The organism is Rhodoluna lacicola (genome assembly GCF_000699505.1).
In the GTDB taxonomy this organism is placed as follows: domain Bacteria; phylum Actinomycetota; class Actinomycetes; order Actinomycetales; family Microbacteriaceae; genus Rhodoluna; species Rhodoluna lacicola.
The window spans coordinates 33140-46621 of sequence record NZ_CP007490.1 but is presented as its reverse complement, the minus strand read 5'-3'; the positions used below and the strand labels follow the sequence as shown (position 1 = coordinate 46621).

Annotated in this window: 14 protein-coding genes; 9 read left to right on the top strand and 5 right to left on the bottom strand. The window is 52.0% G+C overall.

Annotated features, from left to right (window positions below; translation table 11 throughout):
* Positions 1 to 18: 18 nt before the first annotated feature.
* Positions 19 to 930 (top strand): oxygen-dependent tRNA uridine(34) hydroxylase TrhO, encoded by a 912-nt coding sequence (gene trhO / locus RHOLA_RS00235; RefSeq protein WP_038501530.1) that lies wholly within the window; start codon positions 19 to 21, stop codon positions 928 to 930.
* 94 nt (positions 931 to 1024) lie between these two features.
* Here the strand turns inward: trhO and RHOLA_RS00230 are convergent, their stop codons facing one another.
* Complete coding sequence (locus tag RHOLA_RS00230; RefSeq protein ID WP_144239007.1) at positions 1025 to 1597, bottom strand: hypothetical protein; 573 nt, start codon at positions 1595 to 1597, stop codon at positions 1025 to 1027.
* Positions 1598 to 1788: 191 nt separating this feature from the next.
* Between RHOLA_RS00230 and RHOLA_RS00225 the strand changes: the two genes are divergently transcribed.
* The 7 genes from RHOLA_RS00225 (at position 1789) to RHOLA_RS00195 (ending at position 10585) form a co-directional block, all read left to right on the top strand.
* The gene (locus RHOLA_RS00225; protein ID WP_038501525.1) at positions 1789 to 2481 is read left to right on the top strand and encodes an FhaA domain-containing protein; all 693 of its coding nucleotides are present in this window, start codon (positions 1789 to 1791) and stop codon (positions 2479 to 2481) included.
* Entirely contained in the window at positions 2478 to 2975 is a 498-nt protein-coding gene (locus RHOLA_RS00220; protein WP_038501524.1) for an FHA domain-containing protein FhaB/FipA, read from the top strand. Before RHOLA_RS00225 ends, RHOLA_RS00220 begins: the two co-directional genes overlap by 4 nt.
* Before the next feature lie 10 nt (positions 2976 to 2985).
* The gene (locus tag RHOLA_RS00215) at positions 2986 to 4239 is read left to right on the top strand and encodes a PP2C family protein-serine/threonine phosphatase (protein WP_051636122.1); all 1254 of its coding nucleotides are present in this window, start codon (positions 2986 to 2988) and stop codon (positions 4237 to 4239) included.
* Entirely contained in the window at positions 4236 to 5630 is a 1395-nt protein-coding gene (locus RHOLA_RS00210) for an FtsW/RodA/SpoVE family cell cycle protein (protein ID WP_051636121.1), read from the top strand. Before RHOLA_RS00215 ends, RHOLA_RS00210 begins: the two co-directional genes overlap by 4 nt.
* Positions 5630 to 7078: a peptidoglycan D,D-transpeptidase FtsI family protein gene (locus RHOLA_RS00205; RefSeq protein WP_038501521.1), complete on the top strand. Its 1449-nt coding sequence runs from the start codon at positions 5630 to 5632 to the stop codon at positions 7076 to 7078. Before RHOLA_RS00210 ends, RHOLA_RS00205 begins: the two co-directional genes overlap by 1 nt.
* Positions 7075 to 8457: a serine/threonine-protein kinase gene (locus RHOLA_RS00200; protein WP_051636120.1), complete on the top strand. Its 1383-nt coding sequence runs from the start codon at positions 7075 to 7077 to the stop codon at positions 8455 to 8457. Before RHOLA_RS00205 ends, RHOLA_RS00200 begins: the two co-directional genes overlap by 4 nt.
* A 64-nt stretch (positions 8458 to 8521) precedes the next feature.
* A complete protein-coding gene (locus RHOLA_RS00195; RefSeq protein ID WP_051636119.1) occupies positions 8522 to 10585 on the top strand; it encodes a protein kinase domain-containing protein in 2064 nt (687 codons plus the stop codon).
* Here RHOLA_RS00195 and RHOLA_RS00190 read toward each other — a convergent pair whose 3' ends face one another.
* Entirely contained in the window at positions 10586 to 11242 is a 657-nt protein-coding gene (locus tag RHOLA_RS00190) for an anthranilate synthase component II (RefSeq protein WP_038501519.1), read from the bottom strand. It abuts the gene before it with no gap.
* Between the two features lie 102 nt (positions 11243 to 11344).
* On the opposite strand from RHOLA_RS00190, the gene RHOLA_RS00185 reads away from it, so the two are divergent.
* Complete coding sequence (locus RHOLA_RS00185; RefSeq protein ID WP_038501517.1) at positions 11345 to 11596, top strand: cell division protein CrgA; 252 nt, start codon at positions 11345 to 11347, stop codon at positions 11594 to 11596.
* A 157-nt stretch (positions 11597 to 11753) separates the two neighbouring features.
* Here the strand turns inward: RHOLA_RS00185 and RHOLA_RS00180 are convergent, their stop codons facing one another.
* The 3 genes from RHOLA_RS00180 to RHOLA_RS00170 form a co-directional block, all read right to left on the bottom strand.
* The gene (locus RHOLA_RS00180; RefSeq protein ID WP_051636118.1) at positions 11754 to 12470 is read right to left on the bottom strand and encodes a DUF3800 domain-containing protein; all 717 of its coding nucleotides are present in this window, start codon (positions 12468 to 12470) and stop codon (positions 11754 to 11756) included.
* Positions 12471 to 12494: 24 nt separating this feature from the next.
* Positions 12495 to 12779, bottom strand: a complete 285-nt coding sequence (locus RHOLA_RS07380) for a hypothetical protein (protein WP_038501515.1) — start codon at positions 12777 to 12779, stop codon at positions 12495 to 12497.
* A gap of 64 nt (positions 12780 to 12843) precedes the next feature.
* Positions 12844 to 13479: a rhomboid family intramembrane serine protease gene (locus RHOLA_RS00170; RefSeq protein ID WP_038501513.1), complete on the bottom strand. Its 636-nt coding sequence runs from the start codon at positions 13477 to 13479 to the stop codon at positions 12844 to 12846.
* Positions 13480 to 13482 lie beyond the last annotated feature (3 nt).

Sequence of the window (13482 nt, the reverse complement as noted above, 5' to 3'; positions counted from 1 at the left end):
ATCGGTAGAATTGGGCTTATGGAGCTCCAAAAAATCATCTTGTACTACGGCTTTGCGCCGGTTGCCGACCCTATTGCCTTAAAGCTTTGGCAGAAGACTCTGTGTGAGTCGCTGAATCTAAAGGGTCGCATCATCGTTTCTAAGCACGGCATCAACGGCACCCTGGGTGGCAACATGTCTGACCTTAAGAAGTACGTACGTGCAACCAAGGAGTTCCCAGGTTTCGGCAAGATTGACTTCAAGTGGTCTGACGGGACCGGCAATGACTTTCCTCGCCTATCGGTGAAGAATCGTGCCGAGCTCGTTGCCTTTACTGCCCCCGATGAAATCAAGGTAGAGAAGTCTGGCATCACCAACGGTGGCAAGCACCTCAAGCCTGCGGCCGTAAACAAGCTGGTTGAAGAGCGCGGTGATGAGGTCGTCTTCTTTGACGGCCGGAATGCCTTTGAAGCCAGGATTGGCAAGTTCAAGAACGCGATCGTGCCTGATGTTCAGACCTCACACGACTTTGTTGCCGAGCTAGAGAGCGGCAAGTACGACCACCTGAAAGACAAGCCAATCGTGACCTACTGCACCGGCGGTATTCGTTGCGAGATCTTGTCTGCGGTGATGATTAACCGTGGCTTTAAAGAGGTGTACCAAATCGACGGCGGAATCGTTCGCTATGGCGAGAAGTTCAAGGACTCTGGTCTTTGGGAGGGCTCGCTCTACATCTTTGACGACCGAATGGTTCAGGACTTCAGCGATGAAGCCAAAGTTATTGGAGAGTGCGAGGGCTGCGGCGGTGCAACCAATGCCTTCCGCAACTGTTCACACCTGGGTTGCAAAGATCTAATTTTGCTTTGCGATAGCTGCTACTCAGACCCTAAGCACACCGAGCACAAACCAACTCACACTCGCGGAAAGCGCAACCTGGAACAAGTAGGTTAAGAAACTTAAACAAGAATCCCCCACCGGCACAATGGTGGGGGATTCTTGCTTTTTATCTATTGGAGAGAGGAATCGCTTGTGAAGCTTTTAATTCTTAACGACGGTGGCCTTTTTTGAAACCGCGCTCACCTTTGAAGCCCTTTCCTTCACCTAGCGCTGGCTTGGTTGGTTCAACGTAGGCGGCGGTTAGTGCTGCAGAAGTAGTTGCGGTTGCCACACCAGCGGCATCAACGGTCACGGTCACAAATGCGCCAACTCCAGCCGCGTTGTAAACCGCAAACTTGGTGGTGCCAGCTGTTACTGGAACGTGAATTTCTAGTGCGTATGAAACTGTGCTGTTTGAAGAAATGTTTGCCTCAACCTTTGCTGGCTTTCCACCGGTGGTTGGCTGAGTCGCTGGAATTGCAGTTGCATCTGCAGCTAGTGCATAAGCAACAAACTTGGCACCCTTGGTGATCTTGCCGATCTGAGTGACTGTTGCTGGAATATCGGTGATTGTTACCGGAAGAGTTGCCTCTGTGTGAGCAACTGGTGCCACACGGGTCTCGCTGGTTGAAGATTTTGAACCAACACCCTGGTGAGCAAAAGACGGGGTTGCTACAGCAAGTGACAATACTGTCGCCGCTGAAGCTGCAACGATTGCGCTGCGCTTGAAGTTCTTAGTCATTTCATAATCCTTTGTTTGAGTTCTGATTAGGAGAAAATCGGAACTCTTTGAATTTATTGAAATTCGCAAACTCAGGTCGGAAAACTCAGCGACCTCTGCGACACCTGCCAGCGAACTGCCAGAAAACACCGATGGCTTTCAGCGACCTCTCAGAAAGGTTTATAAGAGGTATCGGGAAGTAAACTTTTCCAATGGGCTTCTTGGATAACTTCGAAAAGGGATTGGAAAGAGTCGTCAACGGCGCTTTCACCAAAACCTTCAAGTCCGAGCTCCAGCCGGTTGAAATCAGCGGCCACATTCGTGCCGAAATGGACTCAAAAGCCTCAATTCTCAGCCGAGACCGGATTTTGGCCCCAAATACCTTCACCGTGAGCCTTTCCACTCCCGATTTCAAGCGGATGGCGGCCCTGGGCGACTCTTTGATCACCGAATTGACGGATTTGGCCACAAAACACGCTAAAAAGCAGGGTTTTCAGTTCGGAGCAGCCCTAGCCATCAAGCTGATTGAGGATTCCAGCCTGAACCTGGGCCAGGTATCGGTGCGTTCAAACACCCAAAACCACGAAATCGAGTGGCTACCGACCCTGGAGGTCAACGGCCAGCGGTTCATCTTGAAACTTGGGCAGACCACCATTGGCCGAGATGTGAGCGCCGATATTCAGATTCAAGACACAGGGCTCAGTCGCCAGCACTTTGCCATCATCTGGGATGGTCGCAACGCGGCAGCCAAAGATCTAAAAAGCACCAACGGCACTCGCATCGCCGGGCGACCAATCAGCGAAGTCGCAATTCAGGGTGACACTCAAATTCAAGCTGGCACCAATACCTTTGTGTTCAAAGTAGTTGCGCGAACCATCAACAACGATATGGCGGTCACTGAATGAGCGAGTTAGCACTCTTTCTTGTGCGCACCGGTTTTGTTGTGGTGCTTTGGATTTTCATCTTCAGCATCATCTCTGTAATTCGCGCCGACTTGTTTGGTCAAAAAGTTATCAGCCGCGTAGCATCGGCAAACGCACCAAAGGTTGTCTCTGCACCCATCGCACCAAACGCACCGGGCTCACTGGTCATGGAACCAACCGGCAGCAACGCAACCAAATTGGTAATTGTTGAAGGCGACAGAACCGGACACAACATTGCACTTGATCGTCGCGAGCTAACCATAGGCCGGGCGGAAGATTCAGATCTAATTGTTGACGACGAATTTGCCTCAACCCATCACGCAAAACTTGTTTTGATTAACAACGACTGGTTGATTCAAGACCTCAACTCAACCAACGGAACTTTCCTTGACGGTTCAAGAGTTGGCACACCAGCGGTGGTAAAACTAAACACTCCGGTTCGAGTTGGCAAAACAGTTTTTGAGTTGCGAGCCTAAGGTCTACTAATTGGCAATCAAGACTGTTAGCTTTGCGGCATCCGACATTGGTCGGATTCGCGCGAGCAATCAAGACTCTGGTTACGCCGGTTACAACTTATTCTTCGTAGCCGACGGCATGGGTGGTCACGCCGGTGGCGACATTGCATCCGCACTAACCACGCAAAAAGTTGCCAAGGTTGATCGGGTTTACGATTCAACAGAAGAGGCAACCAAGGCTCTCATCGACGTGATCTGGGAAGCCAACGCACTACTTGGAACAACCGCGCAGCAACACCCAGAACTTTCTGGTCTGGGCACCACCTTCAGTGGAATTGTTTTCACCGGCGATCGCGTGACCGTGGGTCACATTGGTGACTCAAGAATTTATCTTGCGCGTGAAGGCGAAGTTTCGCAGGTAACCAGCGACCACACCTTCGTACAGCGACTCGTTGAAACCGGCCGCATCACCGCCGAGGAAGCACTGGTTCACCCGCGTCGCTCGGTGTTGATGCGCGTGCTTGGTGACGTTGAAGAGTTCCCAGATGTTGACACCTTCTCAATGGATGCAAAGCCGGGCGACCGCTGGTTGCTTTGTTCTGACGGGCTTTCCGGGGTGGTGCCAGATGAAATTGCCGAGCGCATTCTGCTTAGCAAAATGGATTCAAAAGAAGCCACCGAGTTACTGGTTGGCGAAGCTTTGGAGTTTGGTGCTCCTGACAACGTGACCGTGGTTGTGGTTGATGTTCTTGACGCCGGCCTGCAAACAGACTTTGAACCAACCGCGCGCTTTGTGGGTTCCGCAGCAAACGAAGTTGTAATTGAAGAAGCTAAGGGTCGCCGCACTCTAAAGATTCTTAACCCGCTCAACCTATTTGATCTGCTGCGCAAAGTTGACGATGCCGAAAGTTACCTGCCGGGTGCCGATGACTACCTAGAAAAATTCTTGCGCGAAACTAAGCGCCGCATTTGGTGGCGCCGCGTTCGTCAGATGGTGACTATCTTGACGCTTATTGCAATCGCGGTGCTTGGCGTGCGCTGGGCATACGACTACACCCAAACTCGTTACTACATTGGTTTGCAAAACGACAAGGTCTATATTTTCCAAGGCATCAAAGAATCACTTGGCCCGTTGATGTTGTCATCACCTTATAAAGACACCACATTGATTGTTGATGACCTAAACAGTTACCAGTTGAATTTGGTGCAGCGCACGATCAGCGCCGAATCACTTGAAGATGCCAATCGAATTGTGAAACTTCTTGAGGAAGGTTCAAATAAATGACCGATACCTCAAGCATCACGATTCCTAAAATCGTTCGGGTAATTCCGCGCAATCGAAACATCGAATTCCTACTGTTGTTCTTCGCATCTGGAATTTACGCCTACGAGTTGGCTCAGGTGCAACTATCGGTGTTGAAGGTTCTAACTACAGAACTTTTCTTCTACTGGTTACCACCAACGCTGTTTAGTTTTGCGATTCACTACATCTTGCGTCGTCGCGCCAGCGAGGCTGACCCAATGATTTTGCCGATCGCCGTGATTCTTAACACGCTTGGGCTATCGATGATTTATCGACTGGATCTTGGTGCAATTGCCAACGACAATCCAGAACAATTTGGTAGCAGGCAAATTATTTGGACCATGGTGGCAATGACCGTGGCGGCTCTCGTGATCATTTACGTGCCAAGCCATTTGTTCCTGCGCCGCTACGTTTACGTATCAATGCTGATCGGTATCGCGCTGCTGCTTGCGCCAAACCTTCCGCTAATTGGCCGCAGCATTAACGGTGCCCGCCTCTGGATTGGCATTGGCCCGTTTACCTTCCAGCCCGGCGAGCTGGCCAAGATTGCGCTGACCGTGTTCTTTGCCGGCTACCTGGTGACCCGGCGCGAATCCCTGGCCCTGACCGGCCGCAAGATTTTGGGCATGCGCATCCCTCGCGCCCGCGAACTGGGCCCAATCCTGGTGATCTGGGCCGCCAGCTTGATCGTTTTGGTGCTCCAGCGCGATCTTGGTACCTCACTGCTTTACTTTGGCCTATTTATAGTGCTGGTTTACGTGGCCACCGGCCGCGCCATCTACGTGGTGGTTGGTCTAACCATGTTCCTCACCGGGGCCCTGGTGGCCAGCCGACTAATGGGCTACGTGAGTGGCCGTATCGATTCCTGGCTCAACCCTTTTGACCAGGCAAACTACGATGCGGTTGGCGGCAGCTACCAGTTGGCCCAGGGAATCTTTGGCCTGGCCCACGGCAACCTGCTGGGCACCGGCCTGGGCGGCGGCATTCCGCACCTGGTTCCGCTGGCCGAATCGGACTTCATCATTGCCTCACTCGGCGAAGAACTTGGCCTGGTTGGCATGTTCGCCATCTTGACCCTCTACCTACTATTCGTTTCACGCGGCATGCGCATTGGTTTCAATCACCCCGATGATTTCTCTAAGCTGCTTGCCACCGGCCTGAGCTTTGTAATCGCGCTGCAGTGCTTCATCGTGATTGGTGGTGTGACTCGCGTGGTTCCACTAACCGGTCTGACTACCCCGCTGCTTGCCGCCGGTGGTTCGTCATTGCTAGCCAACTGGATCATCGTTGGTGTGCTGCTCAGAATTTCAGACAGCATCGGCAACGGTGAAAACTTTTCCGAGCCCACAACCATTTCAAGTGGGGTGAGGTAATGAATCGCGAACTCAAGCGAGTCAGCCTGGTCATCTTTGTAATGTTCCTAAGTTTGTTCATTGCCAGCACCACGATTCAGATTTTTGCTGCTGATTCTCTTGCGCAAGATCAACGCAACGTGCGCAGCGCCTATGACTCATACAAAACACAACGCGGTGCGATCTTGGTAAACGGAGAGCCAATTGCCGAATCAGTTCGCAGTGACGATGTCTACCAATATCTGCGCGTGTACAAGAGTCCGATGTATTCATCGGTTACCGGGTTCTTTAGTTTGTATCAGGGTTCAACCGGAATTGAATCGTCAATGGGTTCATACCTAACCGGTAAAAACTCTTCGCAATTCTTTGAGCAAATCTCTGCGCTGCTTTCAGGTAATCCGGTGCAAGGTGCGTCAGTTGAGTTGACCATTGATCCGGTGGTGCAAAAAGCTGCCTGGGATGCAATGGGAAAGATGAAGGGTGCCGTTGTTGCACTTGATCCAAAGACCGGAAATATTCTGGCGTTAGTTTCAAAGCCTGGCTTTGATGCAAACTTGCTTGCCGTGCATAGCGGTGTGCAATCAAACGAGAACTATGCCAAGTTACTCAACGACAAAGATGGTCCACTGCTTAATCGCGCGGCCAATGAACTTTATGCACCGGGTTCTGTTTTCAAAGTGATCATGGCTGCAGCGGCGGTTGAGTCAGGCAAGCACACCAAAGACTCAACTTTCCCTAACCCACCCAAGTTCCAACTGCCGGGCACAAATGTTTTTGTGCAGAACTCTGGCGAGGGCAAGTGCGGTGGCAAGCCAACGGTTTCAATCGCCGATGCGCTGCGTTTTTCTTGCAACGTGCCGATGGCCCAGCTGGGTATCGCTCTTGGCCAAGACACCATTCGCAAGCAGGCAGAGCTGTTTGGCTTTGGTAAAAAGGTCAGCTACCCAATGACCTCAACCGCCAGCGTTTACCCAGAAAACATGGATGACGCGCAGGTTGGCCTTTCGTCATTTGGTCAGTACGACGTTCGCAGCAACCCACTGCAAATGGCCATGGTCTCTGCCGCCGTTGCCAACCAGGGTGTGCTGATGAAGCCGAACCTGGTTGAAAATGTTTTGTCATCAAGCCTTGCCGTGATTGCACAGCCGCAACCGGATATTTTCTCTCAGCCACTGTCAAAAGAATCAGCACAGGCGGTTAAGGAAATGATGATTGGCGCAGTGCAGCGTGGTGTTTCAGGAAACGCGCGAATTAAAGATGTTGTGGTGGCCGGTAAGACCGGAACTGCGCAAAACGGAAAAGGCGAGCCATACACACTTTGGTTTACCGGTTTTGCACCTGCAGATAATCCACAGGTTGCAGTTGCAGTTGTAATTGCTGACGGGGGTGGCATTGGTCAGGGCGGAGTAGGTAACTCTCTTGCTGCACCGGTTGCCAGAAAAGTAATGGAGGCGGTGTTGCGCAAGTGAAGCCAGAAGCTGGTCAACTCTATGGCGGCCGATACAAATTAATTTCACGAATCGCAATTGGCGGTATGGGTGAGGTTTGGCAAGCGCACGACGAAGTAATTCTGCGCGATGTTGCAATCAAGATTCTTAAGCAGGAATACATGGGTGACCCCGGGTTCCTAGAGCGCTTTCGCACAGAGGCACGTCACGCAGCAATGGTTAATCACGAGGGCATCGCCAACGTTTATGACTACGGTGAAGACGGCGGCTCTGCATATTTGGTGATGGAACTTGTGCCGGGTGATTCACTCGCGCGAATTCTTGAAGTTGAAAAATCTCTAAGCAGCGAGCGCGTGCTAGATATCATCGCGCAAACTGCTCGCGCACTTTACGAGGCACACGAAGCTGGTCTTGTGCACCGCGACGTAAAGCCCGGTAACTTACTAATCACTCCAGACGGTCAACTAAAAATCACCGACTTTGGCATCGCGCGCGTTGCCGATCAAGTTGGCCTCACTGCAACCGGTCAAGTCATGGGCACCGTTCAATATCTTGCCCCAGAGCAAGCAACCGGAAAACCGGCAACCCCAAGCACCGATATCTACTCACTGGGAATCGTTGCCTACGAAGCCCTTGCCGGTAAGCGGCCATTCACCGGTGAATCGCAAATGGAAATCGCAATGGCGCAGATCAACAAGACTCCGCCGGCACTGCCATCGTCGGTTGACCCTCGCGTTGCCAACCTGGTTATGTCTTGCCTGGCCAAGAAACCCAACCAGCGCCCGGAATCAGCACTGGCTCTTGCCAAGCGCGCAGAGTCACTAATGTCTACCGCACCACGTCAGTCGGCGGCCACCCAGCTGCTGCAGCAACCAAAAGATGTCAGTGATCGCACCGCGGTGCTCGAAATCGCAGCCGACACAAACCCAACCCAAAAGCCGCCGATTGTCTGGCCCTGGTTTGTGCTGATCGGTGCTCTGGCGTTGACCGCGGTATCGGTGGTCGTGGCCATCATCGTGGGTTCAATGCAACCGCAACTGCCAACCTGGTCTCAGTCGCCTTATCCATCTAGCAGTGGTGGAACCGGCAGCCCAGACCCATCGGGTGCACCCATAGTCGTGCTGCTGACCGATGTTCAGGGCAAGAATGTGGCCGAGGTCTCGGCCGAGCTAAGCGCCAAGGGGCTTTTGGTAAAGACCGTGGCCGGTGACGTGCTGCCTGACGGCGATCCGCGCCTGATGAGCGTTTACGACGCTACCCCGCTGGGCACTTTGACCCTGGGTACTGAAGTCACTCTGATTTACTACGTCCCTGCGGGCGAGGTGCCAACCCCAAGCCAGGAGCCAACCACTCCGACGCCAGAGCCAAGTGGCTCCCCTAGCCCCTCGGTCTCTCAGTAAACAGCCAGAAACGGGCGATTAGACTGGGAGTTCACGCGCGTTTTGCGCTAAAAGGAGCAAGAGATTGACTGAAAACCAGCGGGTTATCGCCGGTCGCTACGAAGTTGGAAACCTAATTGGGCGCGGCGGGATGGCCGATGTCTATGAGGGTGTCGACACTCGCCTTGGCCGCACCGTGGCCATCAAGTTGCTCAAGTCAGATCTTGCTAACGACCCGGCCTTTGAGGCTCGTTTCCGTCAAGAGGCCCAGGCCTCTGCGCGCATGGGTCATCCAACAATCGTTCGTATTTACGATGCCGGTGAAGAAATCACCACCGATGAATACGGCAACCAGCACAAGTATCCGTTCATTGTTATGGAGTACGTCAAAGGCAAGTTGCTGCGTGATCTGTTGCACGAACGTCGCCTGACTCGTCAAGAAGCAATCGAGTGGACCAGCGGAGTTCTAACCGCTCTTGAATTTTCACACCGCGCGGGAGTGATTCACCGCGACATCAAATCTGCAAACATCATGATCACCGATGCCGGCCAGGTAAAGGTAATGGACTTTGGTATTGCGCGCGCGATTTCAGATTCTTCAGCGACCATGGCGCACACCTCTGGCATCGTTGGCACCGCTCAGTATTTCTCACCGGAGCAAGCTAAGGGTGAACAGGTTGATGCTCGCACCGATTTGTACTCAACCGGAGTTCTGCTTTACGAAATGCTTTGCGGTCGTCCACCGTTCAAGGGTGAGAGCGCGGTATCGGTTGCCTATCAGCACGTTTCAGAAGCGGTGATTCCGCCGTCACAATTTGATTCGTCAATTACTCCTGAACTTGATGCGGTAGTTCTGCGTGGTCTTGCTAAAGATCGCGAAGAGCGTTTTCAAACTGCAGAAGAATTCCGCGAGCACCTGATTGCTGCAGCGAATGGTTCACCGGCAACAATTTCTACTCCGGTAATTTCACCAAACGCAGTTGCTGCAACAACTACTGCTTGGACTCTCGACGAAACCCCAGCGGAATCGCAGGAATCTGCACCAGTAATTCCTAGTGCATCAAATGAAAGCGCGCCGGTTGCCGAAGACGACTTTGAGGCACTACTTGGTGCAGCAGCTCCTTCAACAACCGCATCACCTTTGATTGCAGATCTTGCCGCCGCCGACGCGGTTGTGCACTCAGCACCGGCAACACCTGTTGAACCGGTTGAAGAAAAGAAATCTTTCTTTGGTCGCGCAAAAGAGACTGCAGCATCAGTCAAAGAAACAGTGGTTGATTACACCGGATACGAAAAGGCAGCGCCGCGTTCAAACGCTGACTGGAACGACTTGCGCACACCGGCAACCAACCCATTCTCAACTCTTGGCGTTGACCTGCCAGCCAATACCGGCTCAACCCCGGCTCCGCTGCTTGACGGACTCAACCGCCCATCAAAGGGATTGATTGTCACCGTTGCATCGGCTGCGTCAGTTGTGCTTATCGGTTTGTTGGTTTGGTTGGTGGCATTCGGAAACTTCAACCTAAACATTCAGCCAGGTGGCGGAATCAGTGTGCCAAACGTGGTTGGTCAGACCTACACCGATGGCTACAGCTCACTAACCGCGCAGGGTCTGTTGGTATCAAAGGCTTCGGAGCCAAGTGACACCGTTCCGGTTGACACAATCATTCGCACCGATCCAATTGCCGGAACCGTGGTTGGTGACCGTCAGGTGATTACCGTTTATGTTTCTGCAGGTGCCAACACCGTGAAGGTTCCGTCGCTGACTGGTCTTACTGAGACTGAAGCTGCCGGAGTTTTGGCAACCATGAAGCTCACCCTTGGCACAATTACGCAGGGCAACTCTGCAACGGTTGCCGCCGGCAAAGTCATTGAAACTCTTCCGGCCTTGAACACAGAGGTCGCCGAGGGTTCAGCGGTGAACCTAATAGTTTCAAATGGAAAAGTTATGGTTCCTGATGTTCGCAACCTAGACATCAGTGATGCTCGTGCAGCGATGAGTGCGCCAGCGGTTGGTCTTCCGGTTTCGATTACCACTCGTGAAGAATGTACTGGTGCTCAGGGAACCATCGTGGTTGATCAGTCAGTTGCACCGGGACTTGCCAACCAAGGTTCGGCCGTAATCCTTTACGTTGGCTGTTCTCAGTAATTAAGTGAGATTAACAAGTGGAGATAATCCACGGGCTTTTTCTGCGGCACCCTTGAGGCCAATTGACTCCAACCAGTTACCAAGCATTTGGTAACCAGATTCGGTCAGCACACTTTCTGGGTGAAACTGCACTCCGTAAATAGGCAGCGTCTTGTGTTGCAATCCCATGATCACTCCGCCCTGCGAAGTCTCGCTCTTGCCGGTGCGAGCGGTAACGATCAGATCTTCTGGAACTGTCGAATCAACTACGGCTAGCGAGTGGTATCGGGTTGCATTGAAACCCTGGCGAATGCCGTTGAAAATCAAAGAGTCATCATGATTCACGATTGATGTTTTGCCGTGCATTAGCTCTGGTGCACTGGTAACGGTTGCGCCCATCGCCTCTGCGATTGACTGGTGACCTAGGCAAACACCAAATACCGGCTGACCGGTCTTGAGCGCCAACTTGACCACTGGAATGCTTAGGCCCGCCTCGGCCGGAGTGCCAGGCCCCGGGCTAATCAGCACCGCGTCATACTTAGCCAAAAGTTCAGGCAAATCCGCCTCGGCAACGCAGTCATTGCGCAGTACATCGGTTTCTGCACCAAGCTGCTGCAGATAGCCGTTGAGTGTGTAGACAAAGCTGTCGTAGTTGTCTAGAACCAGGATTTTTACCATCAGGGCTTAAGAATACCTGCTGGGCAGCAGCGTTCCCCGGGCCCGCGATCCGGCGGCCCTTGGCCTTGGCGGCCGGCCCAATCGGCAGGTTAGAATTGGCTCATGTCTGAAAAGAAGCCAAAAGCCCCTAAAGCTATCCCAACCAACGCAGAAGACGCGCCTAACCCAGCTTGGTTCAAGCCGGTTATGTTCGGCTTCATGATTCTTGGTTTGGTCTGGATCATCACTTATTACGTGACCAGTGCTCAGTTCCCGCTAGGCGCGGGAACCCCGTGGAACCTAGAAAACTGGAACATCTTGATTGGCTTTGGCATCGCAATGGTTGGCTTCATGATGTCAACCCGCTGGAAGTAAAGTCCAACACCGATAACTTTCGAAAGCCGCCCTTAGGGGCGGTTTTCTTTTGCCCTGTTGAACTTTGTCGGCACCCTCTGCTAATTTATAAATACGCCGTGACTGCGACTTCGCAGGTTCTAGGGAAACCTAGACACGGCGTCTTACTTTTAAGTACTTAAGCGCAAAGACTTGTGTCAATGCCTTTGATTGCCGAACTAGCCAAGGCGTCCCAGAACTCGCTATCGTGCCTGACATGCTTCCTGAAAATTGCCCCGGCAACCAAATCTGCAAACTGAATTCCGACGCTCAAATCCGAAGGCACTAGGAAGAGTCCTTCAACAAGCATCTCAAAATCCTTAGCTTTCCCCTCTGTCATTTCTAGATGATGAAAAGTTCTAAGTCTTGAATCCTGCCTCGTGCTTCGGCTATCAGCTACTACGAGGCCCCTGGCATTTAGGCCGTGCCTGTCTGACAACTCAGTTAGATAACTTACGAACTGCTTCGTTATCAACCCAAAGGCGTGGTGGTAGAGGTCATCTGCAGTCTGAAATAGATTCTGCTTATACGCGTGAACCGGATCAACTACGCATGCAATTACTTTTGCTGATGGGTATCTCTTAAGTATGGAAAACAAATCAACTCGTAATCGATCACGATTTCTTGCACTTAAATGTTCCAGCGTTTCATGATGAAGCGTTTGAGAGCGATGAAAATATCTCCACTTGATTTCACCATCAACCGAATATTTTCTTTTGACTATTTCAAGTTCATCACGCAGCTTTGGCCAAGTCTTTTCGGAAATGACAATCCCGCCCAAAACAAACTTCGGCGACTTCTCCGCGTGCGCTGGCTCCGGTGCCGTGCCACTCTCATCCACAAAAAGTATGTGCATCTTTTAATCCTTGGCGGGCGAGCGCTACTGATAGTCAGACTTATCGAGCCCAAGACTTTCGGCCAGCTCATCAAGTGGCCTGGAATCACCAGCCGATTTACGGGCTGTGATCAAGTCGGCTAAATCTGCATCATCAAGCCGTCCAAGCAACTCCTCCATGAGACCCGCGGGAACAAGTACCGCCTCTGTTTCAGATTTGTCACCGAGGTAAATGGGTTTGGGCATTCTTGACTCGGCCAGCGCAGCTGCTACCTCAAGATTGAATGCATCAACCGCATCTTTCAGCGGAACAAGTTTATTTTTTGTCATGGAAAAAAATTAGAAACCAACACCGACATTTATTGCCGGCAACTAACTAACTGTTGAAATCTTTTTAGCCAACCAACATTGTGTTCATTCGATAGATGGTTAGCCCAACAAAGACCAGCGCCACCAGGATTCCGCCAACTACTTGCGCCTGCTTAGAGCCCCGAGCGTTTGTGTAAACAGCGGTCATGGCACCACCGGCAAGCAGTCCACCAAGGTGCGCCTGCCAACTAACGCTAGGCATCAAGAAGCCAAAGGCCAAGTTGATGGCAATCAAACCAACCAGTCCGCGCGAGCGATCCCCCACCGCGCGCAAAACAACAAAGTAGGCGGCCATCAATCCAAATACGCCAGAGGATGCACCAATCACCCAGGTGTCCGGGGTGTTCAAATACATCACCGCAACTGATCCGCCGAAGATAGAAATCAACCACACGGTCAAGAAGCGCAAACGCCCAAGCATCGGTTCAAGAATTGAACCAAAGATGTAAAGCGAGTACATGTTCAGCGCAACGTGCAAAAAGTTTGATTCACTGTGCGCAAAGCCTGCGGTAATCATTCGCCACGGTTCAATAAACACCGATAGCGGAACGAAAGCCAACTTATTAGTCAGCCCCGAGCCAGGCAGGATCTGCAAAATCCAAATGACCACGTTAAGCAAAACCAGCCCGAGGGTTACTCGGGCCTGGCTCTGCTTGAACATGTT